Source organism: Oceanobacillus jeddahensis, from assembly GCF_000750635.1.
Classification (GTDB): Bacteria; Bacillota; Bacilli; order Bacillales; family Amphibacillaceae; genus Oceanobacillus; species Oceanobacillus jeddahense.
The window spans coordinates 666,339-682,101 of the sequence record NZ_CCDM010000001.1; the positions used below are offsets into that span (position 1 = coordinate 666,339).

Sequence of the window (15,763 nt, forward strand, 5' to 3'; positions counted from 1 at the left end):
GAGCAAATACAAGTTTTTCTAATGTTTTCCCTTTATAATAGAGGCAAAGTAAAAGGTTGGAAAATCAGGAGTGCAAATAAATGGCTAAGAAATATGATTTTACAAAAGGAAGTATCGGGAAAAGTCTTTTTTATTTTTCAGGACCAATTCTCTTAGCAAACCTGCTACAAACATCTTATCAATTTGTAGACAGTCTGTGGGTCGGGAATTTGCTTGGTGCGAATGCTTTAGGTGCGGTTGCCATTTCCGGGAGCATTATATTTGTGGTGCTCTCGTTAATTATTGGTTTAAATAATGCTGCTTTAACTATTTTGTCACAGCAGCAAGGAAAACAGAATGAAGAGGGACTAAAGCGTTATTTGAATGCGTTTGTTGTCCTGATGACATCTATTGCACTGTTACTCGGTATATCAGGATATATCTTTGCAGAGGTGCTGCTAGGTTTACTGGGAACTCCTGAGGCTATGTTAGCTGATGCAGCAACTTATTTGCGGATTAATTTTATGGGAATTCTCTTATTATTCGGTTACAACTTTATAAGTACAGTTCTGCGTTCGATAGGAGATAGTAAAACACCACTTTATTTTGTGACTGCTGCAGTCATATTAAATGCAGTGTTAGATCCATTATTTATTGATGTGTTTGGATGGGGTATTACCGGTGCAGGATATGCTACAGTAGTTTCACAAGGTTTTTCCTTTTTAATTGGTTTCTTTTATATACTGAAGAAAAATTTAGCTCCATTTACAAAGCCGAATCTGCCAAAATGGAAAGAAATCAAATTAATTCTGCATATAGGCATCCCTTCTAGTCTGCAAATGGCAGTTATTTCTGCTGGAGCAGCAGCGATTATTGGTGTTGTAGCTACACAAGGAGAAGCGGTTGTTTCAGGGTATAGTGCAGCACAGCGTCTGGACAGTTTATTGATGCTGCCTGCACATGCTTTAAGTATTGCGATTTCCAGTATGGCCGGGCAGAATATCGGGGCGCAAAATTGGGAAAGAGTAAGAAATGTGGCGAAGTATGGTGTGATTTATAATTTTATTATTATGCTTTTAATCGGTATTATTGTCGCCATTTTTGCTGAATATGGTGTAAGATTATTTATCCAGGACGAGGCTTCGGTTCAATTTGGAACGGTATATCTGCAGATTGTTGCATTATGCTATCCATTTTTAGGGATTAATTTTATCTTAAACGGTGTTGTCCGTGCAGCCGGGGCAATGTATCCGATCCTTATACTAAATATTATTTCTTTCTGGATTCTGCGTTATCCACTGGCTGCATTGTGTTCCCGTCTGTTTGGTGAAATTGGCATTGCTGTCGGTGTAGGGGCAAGCTTTATCCTGAGCAGTGTGGTTGCTATTTTATATTATCGCTTTGGAAAATGGAGAGAGAAGAAGCTATTTGCAGATGCTTAAATGGGGAGGATAATAGATGATTTGGATCGTCGGTATTGTATCTGGTTTTGTACTTGGCGGCTTTTTATATATTTTCCAGCAATGGACAGCGATTCCTGTTTACACCCTGCTGATGAATGTAGATTATTTTCCTGTACTTGGCGGATTGGATTTGCCCAATTGGCTAGAGTTTTCTTTCCATTTGGTTGTTTCAGTGGCTATTGTCTGGATACTCTATCTTGTATTAAAAAAGAAAAATCTGGAGCAGAAGCTGAGGCCGTATATATTTTGTAATGCTGTAATTGGCCTGCTTATTTTCCCGACAACGATGCTGTCTGATCGGACACCGGAAATAGACAGTACAGGGGCATGGATTATCTGGCTGACCGGACATATGGTATATGGTATTTCTGTATGGGGGATGCTGAGGATAGGTAAATGGTTAAAGGAGAAAAGATATGAATCGTAGGAAAAAGCGTCAGCTGACAGATCTGTTAAAATATGTGGTGGTTATTGGGCTTGTATTTTTCTTTGGCTTATTTTTCCTTTCTTTATTAGTCAATTACGTTGCGGATCCATCTGGTCCGGAATGGGAGGAGACAGACCCCGTTCCGGCTTTAAATCAGCAAATTTGGGAGTATAAACCGATTGTTGAAAAATACGCGGAGGAACATGGGATTGAGGATCAGACGAATACCATTCTTGCTATGATGATGCAGGAATCTGGCGGAAGCGGTACAGATCCGATGCAATCTTCTGAAAGCTTATGCGGTGAAAGGGGCTGTATTGATGATCCAGAGCATTCGATTGAGCAAGGAGTATCCTTCTTTGCTCAGGCTTATGAACAGGCAGAAGGCGATACAGCATTAGCTGTACAAGCTTATAATTTTGGTCCCGGCTTTATTGACTATGTACAGGAATCGGAAGAAAGTTATTCAGAAGACGCTGCCATTGCCTATTCGCAATATATGTATGAAGAAGCGGGAAGCGAGGATTCCATTTATGCCTGCCGGAGAGAAGAGGCAGAAGAATTAGATGCATGCTATGGAGATATTTATTATGTTTCTTCTGTCATGTCTTATAAGGAAGCAATAGAAATGGAACTGGAAAACTGATATGATAACAGTATGTGAATATCTCTTTATTAAGAGTGATTTCTACATAAAAGAAATGTTGTCATATCTTTTTTATGAAAGAGATGGGTTTTTGCACCAACTCTGGTTTTTAAGTAATTAACTGATGATTATGACAACATGATTTAATAAAAAAATAAGGTGGAGGATGATTTTTATGAAAGCTATTCAGACAAATAATGCGCCAGCAGCAATTGGACCGTATTCTCAAGCCATTGAAGCAGGGGATTTTCTTTATATTTCCGGACAAATTCCGATTGACCCGGCAACAGGGGAAGTCGTAGAAGGAATTGAAGCACAGACGAAACAAGTATTAGCAAATTTGCAGGCTATTTTAGATGAAGCAGGTTTGAATTTTTCGAACGCAGTAAAATTTACTATTTTCTTAAATTCCATGGAGGATTTTGCGACAGTGAATGAAATTTATGGAGCCGCGTTGTCCGAGCCATATCCGGCACGTGCCTGTGTGGAAGTAAGCCGTCTTCCGAAAGATGTTCTTGTAGAAATGGATATTGTCGCATACCGTAAAGCATAAGGAGGGATCATATGGAGAATTTTATCTATCACAATCCAACGAAGCTCATCTTTGGACAAGGACAAATAGAAAAGCTATCAGGTGAAATTCAGCCTTATGGAAGCCGTATTCTGATCGTATACGGCGGGGGAAGTATTAAACGGAATGGTATCTATGACCGTGTATTGGAAGAATTGAAAAAAATCAATGCGAAGGTTTTTGAGCTTTCTGGAGTAGAGCCTAACCCACGTATTTCTACAGTACGGGAAGGTGTCCGTATTTGCCGGGAGCAGAAAATTGATTTTATCTTGGCTATTGGCGGAGGCAGCACGATTGACTGTACAAAAGCAATCGCTGTTGGTGCTGTAACGGATGCAGATATGTGGGATGTTGTGACGAAAAAGGAAAAACCGGCTGGTGCACTGCCGTTTGGAACGATTCTTACCTTAGCAGCGACAGGCTCTGAGATGAATTCAGGTTCCGTTATTACGAATTGGGAAACCAATGAAAAGCACGGGTGGGGTTCTCCTTACACCTATCCCAAATTTTCTATTTTAGATCCTGTGCATACGTTCTCTGTACCGCGTGATCAAACAATTTATGGACTAGTAGATATGATGTCACATGTGCTAGAGCATTATTTTCACCATGAAGACAATACACCCATTCAAGATAGATGGTGCGAGGGTATTTTACTAACATTAATCGATGTAGGACCGAAGCTTTTAGCAGACCCTGAAAATTATGCCTACCGGTCTACAGTAATGCTTGGCGGAACACTTGCTTTAAATAATATGTTGAATTTAGGCTATCGCGGCGATTGGGCAACACATAATTTAGAGCATGCCGTATCGGCTGTTCATGATATCCCACATGGCGGCGGTTTAGCCATCCTATTCCCTAATTGGATGAGGCATGTGCTGGATGAGAGCAATGTGCATCGCTTTAAACAGCTTGCTGTCCGGGTATTTGATGTAGATACAAGAGGGAAATCAGACAAGGTAGTTGCCTTGGAAGGAATTGACCGTCTGCGTGAATTTTGGAATGAGCTTGGAGCTCCGTCCCGTTTGGCAGATTATGATATAGACGCGTCCACGCTGGAGGAAATGGCTGAGAAAACCGTGATAGCGAACCCAACGTTCGGTAACTATCGCGCTTTAACGAAGAAAGATTCTTTGGAGATTTTTCAAGAAAGTTTGTGATTTCCCGGGAAATCATGTCGATCCTAACGTACAAATAAAAGAAGAGCTTGCAGTTACTCATAAACTGCAAGCTCTTCTTTTATTTGCAAGCGTATTTTATCAAGACATTCTTCCGGTGTCTTTCCAAAAACGCGTTTATTATTGACTAAGGCATATGGACGAACAGCACATAAACCGCAAAATGATAAACATTCATTTGTAAGAACCGCAACCTCAGGGAATTCTTTCTCTAAGATGGATTCAATATCTATCGTAGTGATGGCATTTCCGTCACATATTTCTACGACAACGATACCCATTGCTATCACTTACTTCCTTTAAGAGGATGTTCAAAAAGTCCTCAAATGATAAGCGGCGAATCTCTGCGTTGACGTTGGTTTTCCGATACTCACGTATTTGAAAGCATACGCTCCGTTCGGAACCCCAACGTCGCCTTGACCTTCTTGCTTCTAATTTGACTACTTTTTGAACTCATATTGTAATAATTAACCTTGCTTTGTTATTTTTAGCATAATTATAGAAACAAATCAATATTTTTATCTGGACAAGGAAGTATGTGAATGGGAACGTTTGGTATCTGGTTCATGTTCATATCGATACCAAGCGATCAACATGATAAAACCGCAAAGGATAAGCAGCAGACCTGTTGTTAAAAAGACAGAGGAGAATCCCCAGGTAGCTGCAATTGTACCACCAAGCATCGGGCCGACAATATTACCGAAAAAGCGTAAACTTGTATCATAGCCAAGCACTTCACCTTGTGTAGATAGAGGTGCTTCTTGACGGATATAGGCGACGCGGATTGGGATAACCCCGCCAAGGAATAAACCAAGTAAGAATCGCATTATAACTAATTGCCAAATATTTGTAATAAACATACCTGGTAAATAGACCAAACCGGAAACAAACAGCATAATAATTAATATTTTAGTATAGCCGTGCTTATCTCCAATCATACCCCAGCGTCTGGTCATCATGAGATTACCTACTCCTGTTGCTGAAAAAGCAATCCCTGCAAAGAATGCCAGATTAACTGGTCCATGAATTTCTTCGACGAATAGTGATAAAATTGGCTGGACACTAAAGTGTGCAATTTGTACAAGAGCAGACATCAATAGAACAATCAATAAAATCGGTTTATGCAGAATATAATGCAGTACTTCCTTTCTTGAGTAGTTCTTTGTATCTTCCTCTTTTGAAAAGGTAACCTGCATTTCTTTAACCCCGAATATGACAAGCAATCCGGATATAAAGATAGTTACCGCTACCCATTTAAAGGTACTGGAATAACCAAATGCATCTGCCAGCGCTCCGCCTAATAATGGTCCCATCAAAGAGCCGGTAATCGTCCCGGTCTGTAATGTGCCGAGCACTTTTCCTGCTACTTCTTTCGGTGTTTGGGTTGCAATAAAAGCTTGAGACATTGGAATAAATCCAGTTACAATTCCCATTAAAAAACGTAAAATAAATAATTGCCATACGGTCGTAGCGAAGCCCATTAAAAATACGGAAATGCCAATTCCTAATGCTGACATCACCATCAGCCGTTTTCTTCCAAAACGATCGCCGACTCTTCCCCAAATTGGTGCAAAAATAAATGCACTGATGAAAGTAACAGCAAAGGTTAATCCTGACCATGTTTGTACATAGGCCTCTGAAAAGTTCCCCATTGACTGAATGTACAAGGAAATAAAAGGTACAACCATTGTCATGCTTCCGCTAATAAAGAAATTAGCCAGCCACATAATCACCAAGTTCCGTTTTACTCCTAAGTGTGTATTAATAACGTTCAAACCTTCTTTCTAGCTTTTTGCTATAGAACTGCAGATTCGTGTACATTTATTTAGAATGGTATAAGCGTTCTTTAGTACATATGAAAAAGGCATAAGTGTCCATGACCCATACCTTCTCTAAAACAACCTGCAGCCGTCCGTTTAAAGTTCATAAATTCTTCACGCTATTACCATCTATAAAATTTCCGCTATTGTTAAGCGGAGGGATATAAAATTATTATTTTTATTTCGCTACTCCAAATATACACAAACACGAACTAAATGAAAAGTTATTTGCTCAAGATATAAAATTTATCGTAAAGCGAAACTTCCTTCAGTGGGGGTTTTTTGAGGCACAACTTTTTACGATGGGACGAGTAAGCGCCGCCCCGCCGCCCCATTCAGTTACATTGCAATAAATCAAATAATAATATGTGTTTTACTCTAAATTATATAGGGAATGAATACTGGTAAAATGTGAAAAAACGGTTGTAGTAGACCTATAAAATAGTTTACTTCTTTATTTAACAAGTTAAATTAATTGTTTAAAAAAATGTAATCATTTTTTCTACGGGTTATAATAGGTAACGATAGTTGCTCACCACAAATATCAAAAGTAAGAGTAGAAAGCTCTTACGAAGAAAAGGAGTAAACAAAATGAATAAAAAATCAATATTCGTGCTGAAATACGTTGCCTTAAGCTGCATTTTATTTTTTAGTATCTTATTGCCGGTTTCAGCTGCCTCAAATACAACGATTATTTATGGAGAGAAGCTTAGTGACAGTCAACGTGAAGAAGTTAGAGAGGCTCTGGATATTTCAGATGACGACACATATGAAGAACATGATGTTACAGGGCAAGACTATGCTGATTTTATAGACGGAAATCCAGATGCAAATATGTATTCTTCTGTAGGAATTACGCTGGAATCAAGTGGATCCGGGCTGGATGTAAATATTTTAACGCCTGATAATATCACGGAAGTAACAAGAGAAATGTATATGAATGCTCTATTAACAGCAGGGGCGGAAAATGCAACCGTAGATGTTGTTTCTCCTGTTAGAGTATCTGGTCATTCTGCATTGACAGGAATTTATAAAGCCTATGATGTAGAAGGAATAGAATTAGACCCAGAACGGATGGAACTAGCAAATGATGAATTAGAAGTAGCAACAGATTTAGCGGATAACGAAGATATCAGTGACGAAGATGTAAGTACGCTTTTAACAGAAATTAAAAAGATGATAGCGGAACAGAATCCAGTTACCAGAGAAGAAGTGGAGCAAATTGTTAATGAGCAGCTAGATAATCTGGAAATTCAGCTAAATGATGCTGATCGGCAAATGCTGATTGATTTAGTAAATCGAATGAGGGATTTAAACATTGATTTTGGATCCATGAGAGAGCAATTAGAGGATATTACAAACGACCTTGTCGAAAGAGCAGAAGATTTAGGTTTAGACAGGGGATTTTGGGAGAGAGTAGCGAATTTCTTTAGTGATATCTTCCGTTCCATTGCAAACTTTTTTAGTAGCTAATCGCATACTGGCAAGCATTTGACGAGGGGTTCTCTAATGATAGAGAGCTCTTTTTTTATATTACAAGGGTCGCTTGATGACGTGGGTTTGTCATATAACTTAGGTATTCTTGTCCTTCTATAACAAAAGTGTTACAAATGTAATAGTAACCGATTGATATGTAATTATTGTCATTGACACTTAACCCTTCTGTAACTGTATTCTCTTGAATCCTGTGATAGGATAGTCATTGTGAAAAAACATAAGGAGGTTATCAGATGAGAAAACTCGTAGCAGCGTTATCCGCTGGATTTCTTATTACCAGCGCAGCTGCAACAACAGTTTCCGCTGACGCAAATGAACACAAGGTCGAATCAGGAGAAAGCTTATGGAAGATTGCGGATCAATATGATACAAGCGTACAAAAATTACTTGATATAAATAATCTTAAAACAGAGGTAATTCACCCGAAAGATGTTATTAAGGTAAGTGAATCCGCTGGCGAAGATGGAGAAGAAACAGTATACACAGTAGAAAAAGGGGACACCCTTTCAGCAATTGCGAAAGAATTTAATGTATCTGTTAGCGATATTAAAGAATGGAATAGCCTTTCATCTGATATTATCGTTATCGGTAATGAGTTATCAATAAATGGAGCAGCTGAAGAAGCTGTAGCTGAGGAACCAGCAACAGAAGAAGCTGCGGAAGAACCTGCTGAGGAACCAGCAGAAGAAGAAACTACAGAAGAACCGGCAGAAGAGCCAGCTGAAGAAAGTGTTCCTGCTGAAGAAGAAAGTGAACCTGCACAAGAAGAAGCAACTGTAGAGCAAACTTCAAATTCAGAAGCATCTGCTTCTGAATCAGAAGAACAATCTTCAGACAATGGTTCTCCACAAGGTGAAACAATTTCTGTAGAAGCAACTGCATACACAGCAGACTGTAATGGATGCTCTGGAGTTACTGCAACTGGTGTAGATCTAAATCAAGATCCTAATGCTAAAGTAATTGCAGTAGATCCAAGCGTAATTCCACTTGGAAGCGAAGTTTATGTAGAAGGTTATGGCTATGCAACTGCTGCTGATACTGGCGGTGCAATCAACGGAAATAAAATCGACCTTCATGTACCATCTCAAGAAGAAGCAGTAAGCTTTGGAAGACAACAAGTTAACGTAACAATTGTTGAATAAAATTTTAAAAAATAGCTTAGGAGTTTATGAAACTCTTAAGCTATTTTTTTGTCTTTTTTAAAGAGAAAACGAGTATAATAAAAAAGGCATCATACTTTTTTAGCAAATAAGTATGAGACCCCGTGAAGTTATGGTATTTAGCTGTCCGTATATTGTAGTGATGACGCAAAGAGGTTTTTACATCTATGCGTTCAATCTATCATCAACGATCATCTGATTTTTTCTTTACATTTTTTTAAAGACGAATACACATTTGCAGATATATTTTTACACTCCGGGAAAACCGGCAGTATTTTCTTTATCAAATCTTTGGAATATCCTCTTTAATTCTGAAATTCGGTAGAAGTGGAAGCCGGGCTTTGTTCAATTTCTTCATTACTATCGTTATGAGCACTTGAATAGCCTAAAGCTCCTACTGCAGCAATGACAAAAATGAACAAAGTAAGTAGAACTTTTCGCATGTTTCTTTTCAACCCTCCATCATATGTTTAAAGTGTGTTCAAAAAGTTCATTTTATCGAACTACCAAGTTATCATAGACTTTTTGAACATTTTTTTAAATAATATTCAACTCTCTAAGTATAGGACAATATAAGCATCTTGGCTAGCAGGAAAAACATTAATTTTCATATATATTCGCTAATTCTGTGAATGGCAGAGTTAGGTTATTTATATGTTATACTTGTAAGGGATTACATTTTAAGATTACATTAGGGAGGGCGATAGGCATGACAAGCCGGAATTTAGATCAATTTTTAGAATCTAATATTGCTGATTTAAAGGAAAACGGTCTGTATAACGAAATTGATACAGTGGAAGGTGCAAATGGTCCGGAAATTAAGATTAAAGGAAACACATTAATCAATCTTTCTTCCAATAATTATTTGGGCCTGGCAACACATGCAGAGTTAAAAAGTGTAGCGAAACAAGCGATTGAATCTCATGGTGTCGGAGCTGGAGCTGTCCGTACGATTAATGGAACGCTTGATTTGCATGTAGAGTTGGAAAAGAGAATTGCTGCATTTAAAGGAACGGAAGCAGCCATCGCTTATCAATCTGGATTTAATTGTAACATGGCAGCTATTTCGGCGGTAATGGATAAAAATGATGCTATTTTATCAGATTCTTTAAATCATGCTTCCATTATTGACGGCTGTCGCTTATCAAAAGCGAAAATTATCCGATTTGAGCATTCTGATATGGAAGATTTACGTGCAAAAGCAAGGGATGCAGTAGAATCAGGTGAATATAATAAAATTATGGTCATTACAGATGGCGTCTTCTCCATGGATGGAGACATTGCAAAGCTTCCTGAGATTGTGGAAATTGCCGAGGATTTTGATCTAATAACCTATGTAGATGATGCTCACGGTTCGGGGGTAACTGGTGACGGTGCAGGAACAGTAAAGCATTTTGGCTTGCAGGATAAAGTAGATTTTCAAATGGGTACGCTATCAAAAGCAATTGGTGTCATCGGTGGATATGTTGCAGGAAAACAATCCCTGATTGATTGGCTTAAAGTTCGTTCCCGTCCATTCTTATTTTCCACAGCAGTTTCACCAGCGGATGCGGTGGCAAGCACAAAAGCGATCGAAATGTTGATGGAAAGTACAGAGCTGAATGAGAAGCTTTGGGAGAACGGAAATTACTTGAAAAAGGGCTTGAAAGAGCTGGGCTTTGATATTGGAGAAAGCGAAACACCGATTACACCTTGTATTATTGGAGATGAAAAGCAAGCACAGACATTTAGTAAGAGACTTTATGAAGAAGGTGTGTATGCCAAAGCAATTGTATTCCCAACTGTTCCAAGAGGTACTGGACGTGTGCGGAATATGCCAACAGCTGCGCATACAAAAGAAATGCTAGATCGTGCTATTCGTATCTATGAAAAAATTGGTAAAGAAATGAATCTAATTTAAAAAAAGAGTGTATGTTCAAAAAGGCTGATAGAAATACAAAGTATTATTTTTGCCGGGCTTTTTGAACCACCTCTAAGAGGAGTTTTCCGAGATGAAAAAAATTTTAGTGACCGGTGCATTAGGACAGATCGGGTCAGAATTAACGGAGAATCTTCGTAGTACATACGGTGAAGATAATATCATTGCTTCTGATATCCGAAGACCTGAGCAGCCAGCAGGAATATTTGAAGAGATTGATGTAACTAAAGAAAAGGAAATTTACGAGATTGCTAAAAAGTATAATGTAGATACCATTATTCACTTAGCAGCACTTTTATCTGCAAAGGCAGAGGCTTTTCCAAAAGTAGCTTGGGAAATTAATATGGGTGGGTTGGTAAATGCTTTAGAAGCAGCCAAGGAATTAAATTTAAAATTCTTTACACCTAGCTCCATTGGTGCATTTGGACCAAGTACGCCAAAAGATAATACACCACAGGATACATTGCAGCGCCCCACAACGATGTATGGAGTGAATAAAGTAGCTGGAGAGCTTCTATGTGATTACTATTATTCTAGATTTGGAGTGGATACGAGGGGCGTTCGTTTTCCTGGTTTAATTTCTCATGTGACTGCTCCAGGTGGGGGTACTACAGATTATGCCGTGGAAGTATATTATGAGGCAATACGAAAAAAGACATATACTTCCTATATTGCAGAAGGTACACGTATGGATATGATGTATATGCCTGATGCTTTACATGCGATTGTTCAGTTGATGGAGGCAAATCCTGACCGATTAAAGCACCGTAATGCATTTAATATTACAGCAATGTCTGCTGCACCGGAGCATTTTGCTGAAGCGATTCAGAAACATATTCCTGACTTTAAAATCGATTATCAAGTAGATCCTGTTAGACAAGGAATTGCAGAGAGTTGGCCAGATGCTATCAATGCGAGTGCTGCGAAAGAAGAATGGGGTTTTGAAGCAGCTTACGATATTGATGATATGACAGCAGATATGCTGGATAAAGTTCGTGAAAAAATAAAAAGGAATAGTGCGTAAGGGAATAAAAGCTTAAAATAATTTAAATGAAATCATTCATACTATATTAGGAGATTAAAAACACTTTTTCATATTTGGAGAAGTGTTTTTTATATGTGCGCCAGGCATGGCGACTATCTAGGTGGTGGAAATCCACTGTGGAGGTACACATCAACCAACCACTAGAGAAGCGCAAAGCATTTATCGTGAGGTAAAGGCTGAAGGAAGCGTGTATCAAAATCTTGGCTCGACGAACAGAAATCTGATACGAAGGCTCTGTAGGCGGATAAGGCTCCATAACAAGTCAAAATCCAAAAGATGTGCGTAACCCTGCAGAGTAAATTAGGCGAGTAAAAGAGGAAAGATAGTTGTCTTACCCTGGGAGGTCTCACGGACAGCTGAGGAGACCCCTAAAAAGAAAGCTGGTCGAAAAAGGTTTATCGTGAGAAGTCAGCCGATGCCGTAGTAGTGATGAAAATCATGAAGGGCTGAACAATTTATAGTGTTTCTACGCCATGAATGCACGAAGAATAAACTTCTGAATGTGTTAATGATGAAAGTATGAGCGTATCTCAGAGGATAGTCAAAAATAGAAGTGTTCTCCGTCACGTGAAAGGAAAGGAAGAAACGAGTGTGGAAATTTTAGAAAAGATTTTAAGCGATCAAAATATGAACGAAGCCTATCTTCGAGTGTACCGAAACAAAGGTGCAGGTGGGGTAGACGGCGTAACAGTAAATGAACTGAAAGCATACCTAAGGAAACACAAAGAGGAATTGCGAACGCAAATCCAGAAAAGAAAATACAAACCAATGCCAGCACTGCGCGTAGAAATTCCGAAAGAAAATGGAAAGATGCGCAAATTGGGTATTCCAACAGTGGTTGACAGAGTTGTCCAACAGGCAATTAGCCAAGTGCTCAGCCCGATATTTGAAAAACAATTCAGTGACTACAGTTATGGCTTCAGACCAAGAAGAAGTTGCGAAATGGCAATCACGCAAGTATTGGAATATATCAATGACGGATACCAGTGGTTGGTGGATATTGACCTGGAACGATTTTTCGATACTGTCCATCATGATAAGTTAATGCGAATAATCTCGCACACAATCAAAGATGGTGATGTCATTTCTCTGATACGAAAATACCTCGTAAGTGGTGTGATGGTCGATGGGAAATATGAAGATACAACTATAGGAACCCCACAGGGAGGCAACCTTAGTCCACTTCTAAGTAACATTATGTTGAATGAGTTTGATAAGGAACTGGAGGCAAGAGGTCTGCGTTTCGTAAGATACGCAGACGATAGCCTTATCTTTGTCAAAAGTGAAAAGGCGGCAAATAGAGTTCTTACTTCCATTACAACATTTATCGAAAAGAAACTGGGGCTAAAGGTAAATATGGAGAAAAGTAAAATCTCACGCCCTACGAAAACAACATTTCTAGGCTTTGGTTTTTACTATGACTCAAATAAGAGGAAATTTCAACCGAGACCCAGTAAAACGTCGGTTCAAAAATTCCAAAGGAAACTGCGCCGATTAACCAAGCGAAATTGGAGTATTTCCTTAAACGACAGAATCATCAAGTTAAAACAGGTCATGTATGGTTGGGTCAACTATTTTAGGGTAGCTAATATGAAGAGCGTTTTAGAGTCTATAGATGCGAAGTTGCGCTCCAGAATAAGAGTAATTATCTGGAAACAATGGAAGAACAACAAAAAGAGAATTAAATCTCTCATACAACTTGGTATACCAAAGGAAGAAGCCAAGGGGCTAACCTATTGTAGGAAAGGTTTCCGATTTACTGGGTTGTCGAAAGTTGTTCAGAGAGCATTGTCTAATAAAAGACTAAAGCAAAGAGGTATCCCCTTTGCCTTAGACCGTTATCTAAAAGTACACACTGAAATATAAATTGAACCGCCGTATACGGAACCGTATGTACTGGTGGTGTGAGAGGGGCGAAAAGTTATTTAGCTTTTCCCTCTACTCGATTTTAGGACTACAAATTACCACAGTGTAACTGACTGTAAGGACCCTGCCTAAAGAAGAGAGAAAACCTATGAAATGGAGTTGATGCTATTAGTATAATTATACATATTCCATAATATAACAATTGCTTTAATAGTAAGTTTTGTAATGATTTCTATAAGAAACAATATGTGCTTAATAAAAAATATACTTGAAAATGTATATTTAATCAATTATAATCTAACCTAACAATCATTAGGTGGTGAATTTTTTGACTAAAGAAAAGATTTTAAAAGCTGCTATCAATCAATATTCGATACACAATTATCATGGAGCAACCATGAAAAAAATAGCAGATGAAGTAAATATTAAACCTGCATCTATTTATTTTTTTTATAAAAATAAAGAAGAACTTTTCTTAGCAGCTTTTAAATGGATACTGGAATCGCATTTTAATTATATTCGCAATATTGTGGATCAAGTGTCTAATCAATCGATTTTGACTATTTATCAAACGATTATTCAAAAGACGATTGCTTATCATAGAGAGAGACAGAATGAAACAAACGCTTATATTTCACTGGTTAATTCCCCTCCTGTAGGGATCAAGCCATTCTTGCATGATCATATGCAGCGTTTTGATACATGGATGGAACAAACATTAATAGGGAAAATGCAAACAGAATATCCTGACATTTCTAAAGAGAAAGCAATGCGATTAACGAAGCAATTTCTAATTATAATGGATGGGCTTTTCTGGGAGATAAACCTTTATGAAAAAGAAGAATTGGACAAGCAAATGGAATATGCAATAAGCATGATGGCATGTTTATTGAGGGAGGAACTAAAATGAACAATGATTTCGCGAGAGAGCCCGTACCACAACAAGAGAGAAAACATTGGTTTACGATTTCGTTAGTATGGATTGCAGTAGGAATTGATTTATCCGCTGTTATTTTCGGGGTCGAATTAGGGAGTGGAATGGCATTTGGAGATGCGCTGATTTCTGTTTTAATTGGTTCTGGTATCCTTGGATTCTTAGCAGCATTTTGTGCTTATGTAGGGACAGCAACGGGGTTTTCTACTTCGATGATTTCAAGATTTACCTTTGGGATATCCGGTGCAAAATTTGTTTCTTTTTTTATGGCAGTTGCTTTATTAGGCTGGTTTGGCGTACAAACTGGATTTTTCGCTGAGAATGCATCAGCAATATTTCAACATTCATTCCATGTGGATGTTCCTTTGCCGCTGCTGGCTGCATTCGGAGGAATTTTAATGACCTCGACAGCTATTTACGGGTATAAAGCCATTGAAAAGCTGAGTGCATGGGCAGTGCCATTGCTATTAATTCTCATCTTTTTAACCATTGGGTTAGCCATTAATCAGTATGGGACAGAGGCATTGAGTGCGCCAGTTGATAATGTTTTTACAATGGGAATGGCGATTTCCTTAGCAATTAGTGTATTTATTACTGGAGCAGTTATCTCACCAGATATATCACGGTGGGCAAAGACGAAGAAAGATGCGATTTTAGCTTCTTTTACTGGTTTCTTTGTTGGAAATAGCTTTATGATTATTGTTGCAATGATTCTTTCAAGAATTATGAATGAAAGCAGTCTGACCACCATTATGATTATGGTAGGGTTAGGAGTCCCAGGAATTCTTGTATTAATCTTGGCGCAATGGACAACCAATACAAGTAATGCGTATTCATCAGGATTAAGTTTTGCAGTTATTTTCACTAAAGTGAATAAAGGGCTTTTAACATTAATTGCAGGAGGTTTAGGGTCTTTACTGGCAGTGCTTGGCATCTATGATAATTTTATTGATTTCTTAACCATTATGTCGATGTTTATCACGCCGATCGCAGGAGTTTATACAGCATCCTATTATTTTGGAAAGCAAAAATATTTTACTGTAGCTGTAGGGCAGGATAAGAATTTCAAACTGCTTCCCTTGCTTGCATGGTTTTTAGGAGCGGTTGTAAATTGGTTGACTTCACCTGGACCAGTTGGACTGGAGTTATTCGAATTTACAACGATACCAGCATTAGATAGTTTTATTATTGCCTTTATTGCACAATTAATATTTATTTTAATCATCAAAGTTAACGAACAGAAAGGAAGATAAACG

At 38.3% G+C, this 15,763-nt stretch carries 15 protein-coding genes; 12 read left to right on the forward strand and 3 right to left on the reverse strand.

The features are described 5' to 3' along the window. Positions 1-80 precede the first annotated feature (80 nt). The 5 genes from BN986_RS03040 to BN986_RS03060 all read left to right on the forward strand — a co-directional run bounded on the left by BN986_RS03040 (position 81) and on the right by BN986_RS03060 (position 4,249). The gene (locus BN986_RS03040; RefSeq protein WP_040978159.1) at positions 81-1,421 is read left to right on the forward strand and encodes an MATE family efflux transporter; all 1,341 of its coding nucleotides are present in this window, start codon (positions 81-83) and stop codon (positions 1,419-1,421) included. 16 nt (positions 1,422-1,437) lie between these two features. Further along, positions 1,438-1,869: a hypothetical protein gene (locus tag BN986_RS03045; RefSeq protein WP_052400603.1), complete on the forward strand. Its 432-nt coding sequence runs from the start codon at positions 1,438-1,440 to the stop codon at positions 1,867-1,869. Then, entirely contained in the window at positions 1,859-2,515 is a 657-nt protein-coding gene (locus BN986_RS03050; protein ID WP_040978160.1) for a lysozyme family protein, read from the forward strand. The genes BN986_RS03045 and BN986_RS03050 overlap by 11 nt, the downstream gene beginning before the upstream one ends. Positions 2,516-2,690: 175 nt before the next feature. Beyond that, the gene (locus BN986_RS03055; protein ID WP_040978161.1) at positions 2,691-3,068 is read left to right on the forward strand and encodes a RidA family protein; all 378 of its coding nucleotides are present in this window, start codon (positions 2,691-2,693) and stop codon (positions 3,066-3,068) included. 11 nt (positions 3,069-3,079) lie between these two features. Continuing rightward, positions 3,080-4,249 carry an iron-containing alcohol dehydrogenase gene (locus tag BN986_RS03060; RefSeq protein ID WP_040978162.1) on the forward strand — a complete coding sequence of 390 codons (1,170 nt, stop codon included), beginning with the start codon at positions 3,080-3,082 and terminating at the stop codon, positions 4,247-4,249. A 53-nt stretch (positions 4,250-4,302) separates the two neighbouring features. Here BN986_RS03060 and BN986_RS03065 read toward each other — a convergent pair whose 3' ends face one another. Both BN986_RS03065 and BN986_RS03070 read right to left on the reverse strand, forming a co-directional pair. Beyond that, positions 4,303-4,548, reverse strand: a complete 246-nt coding sequence (locus BN986_RS03065; RefSeq protein WP_040978163.1) for a YuzB family protein — start codon at positions 4,546-4,548, stop codon at positions 4,303-4,305. Between the two features lie 237 nt (positions 4,549-4,785). Next, positions 4,786-5,994, reverse strand: a complete 1,209-nt coding sequence (locus BN986_RS03070; RefSeq protein ID WP_040979148.1) for an MFS transporter — start codon at positions 5,992-5,994, stop codon at positions 4,786-4,788. A 684-nt stretch (positions 5,995-6,678) separates the two neighbouring features. Here BN986_RS03070 and BN986_RS03075 point away from each other — a divergent pair. Then, the gene (locus tag BN986_RS03075; RefSeq protein WP_040978164.1) at positions 6,679-7,560 is read left to right on the forward strand and encodes a DUF1002 domain-containing protein; all 882 of its coding nucleotides are present in this window, start codon (positions 6,679-6,681) and stop codon (positions 7,558-7,560) included. A gap of 257 nt (positions 7,561-7,817) precedes the next feature. Next, complete coding sequence (locus BN986_RS03080) at positions 7,818-8,726, forward strand: 3D domain-containing protein (RefSeq protein WP_040978165.1); 909 nt, start codon at positions 7,818-7,820, stop codon at positions 8,724-8,726. A gap of 323 nt (positions 8,727-9,049) precedes the next feature. Here the strand turns inward: BN986_RS03080 and BN986_RS26875 are convergent, their stop codons facing one another. Next, positions 9,050-9,187 (reverse strand): hypothetical protein, encoded by a 138-nt coding sequence (locus tag BN986_RS26875; protein ID WP_157037063.1) that lies wholly within the window; start codon positions 9,185-9,187, stop codon positions 9,050-9,052. Positions 9,188-9,453: 266 nt separating this feature from the next. Here BN986_RS26875 and BN986_RS03085 point away from each other — a divergent pair, with 266 nt between their 5' ends. The 5 genes from BN986_RS03085 to BN986_RS03105 all read left to right on the forward strand — a co-directional run bounded on the left by BN986_RS03085 (position 9,454) and on the right by BN986_RS03105 (position 15,760). Further along, complete coding sequence (locus tag BN986_RS03085) at positions 9,454-10,644, forward strand: glycine C-acetyltransferase (protein WP_040978166.1); 1,191 nt, start codon at positions 9,454-9,456, stop codon at positions 10,642-10,644. A gap of 91 nt (positions 10,645-10,735) precedes the next feature. After that, entirely contained in the window at positions 10,736-11,686 is a 951-nt protein-coding gene (locus BN986_RS03090) for an L-threonine 3-dehydrogenase (protein ID WP_040978167.1), read from the forward strand. Positions 11,687-12,298: 612 nt separating this feature from the next. Then, positions 12,299-13,573 (forward strand): group II intron reverse transcriptase/maturase, encoded by a 1,275-nt coding sequence (gene ltrA, locus BN986_RS03095; RefSeq protein WP_040978082.1) that lies wholly within the window; start codon positions 12,299-12,301, stop codon positions 13,571-13,573. A 328-nt stretch (positions 13,574-13,901) separates the two neighbouring features. Then, positions 13,902-14,483, forward strand: a complete 582-nt coding sequence (locus BN986_RS03100) for a TetR/AcrR family transcriptional regulator (protein WP_040978168.1) — start codon at positions 13,902-13,904, stop codon at positions 14,481-14,483. After that, positions 14,480-15,760, forward strand: coding sequence for a cytosine permease (locus BN986_RS03105; RefSeq protein WP_052400604.1), 1,281 nt, complete (start codon positions 14,480-14,482; stop codon positions 15,758-15,760). The genes BN986_RS03100 and BN986_RS03105 overlap by 4 nt, the downstream gene beginning before the upstream one ends. The last annotated feature ends 3 nt before the right edge of the window (positions 15,761-15,763 follow it).

Coding starts and splice junctions, on each gene's coding strand:
- BN986_RS03080 (WP_040978165.1), top strand. CDS start 7,818: ATGAGAAAACTCGTAGCAGCGTTATCCGCTGGATTTCTTATTACCAGC.
- BN986_RS03060 (WP_040978162.1), top strand. CDS start 3,080: ATGGAGAATTTTATCTATCACAATCCAACGAAGCTCATCTTTGGACAA.
- BN986_RS03075 (WP_040978164.1), top strand. CDS start 6,679: ATGAATAAAAAATCAATATTCGTGCTGAAATACGTTGCCTTAAGCTGC.
- BN986_RS03050 (WP_040978160.1), top strand. CDS start 1,859: ATGAATCGTAGGAAAAAGCGTCAGCTGACAGATCTGTTAAAATATGTG.
- BN986_RS03055 (WP_040978161.1), top strand. CDS start 2,691: ATGAAAGCTATTCAGACAAATAATGCGCCAGCAGCAATTGGACCGTAT.
- BN986_RS03065 (WP_040978163.1), bottom strand. CDS start 4,548: ATGGGTATCGTTGTCGTAGAAATATGTGACGGAAATGCCATCACTACG.
- BN986_RS03090 (WP_040978167.1), top strand. CDS start 10,736: ATGAAAAAAATTTTAGTGACCGGTGCATTAGGACAGATCGGGTCAGAA.
- BN986_RS03085 (WP_040978166.1), top strand. CDS start 9,454: ATGACAAGCCGGAATTTAGATCAATTTTTAGAATCTAATATTGCTGAT.
- BN986_RS03045 (WP_052400603.1), top strand. CDS start 1,438: ATGATTTGGATCGTCGGTATTGTATCTGGTTTTGTACTTGGCGGCTTT.
- BN986_RS03070 (WP_040979148.1), bottom strand. CDS start 5,994: ATGTGGCTGGCTAATTTCTTTATTAGCGGAAGCATGACAATGGTTGTA.
- BN986_RS03105 (WP_052400604.1), top strand. CDS start 14,480: ATGAACAATGATTTCGCGAGAGAGCCCGTACCACAACAAGAGAGAAAA.
- BN986_RS26875 (WP_157037063.1), bottom strand. CDS start 9,187: ATGCGAAAAGTTCTACTTACTTTGTTCATTTTTGTCATTGCTGCAGTA.
- BN986_RS03040 (WP_040978159.1), top strand. CDS start 81: ATGGCTAAGAAATATGATTTTACAAAAGGAAGTATCGGGAAAAGTCTT.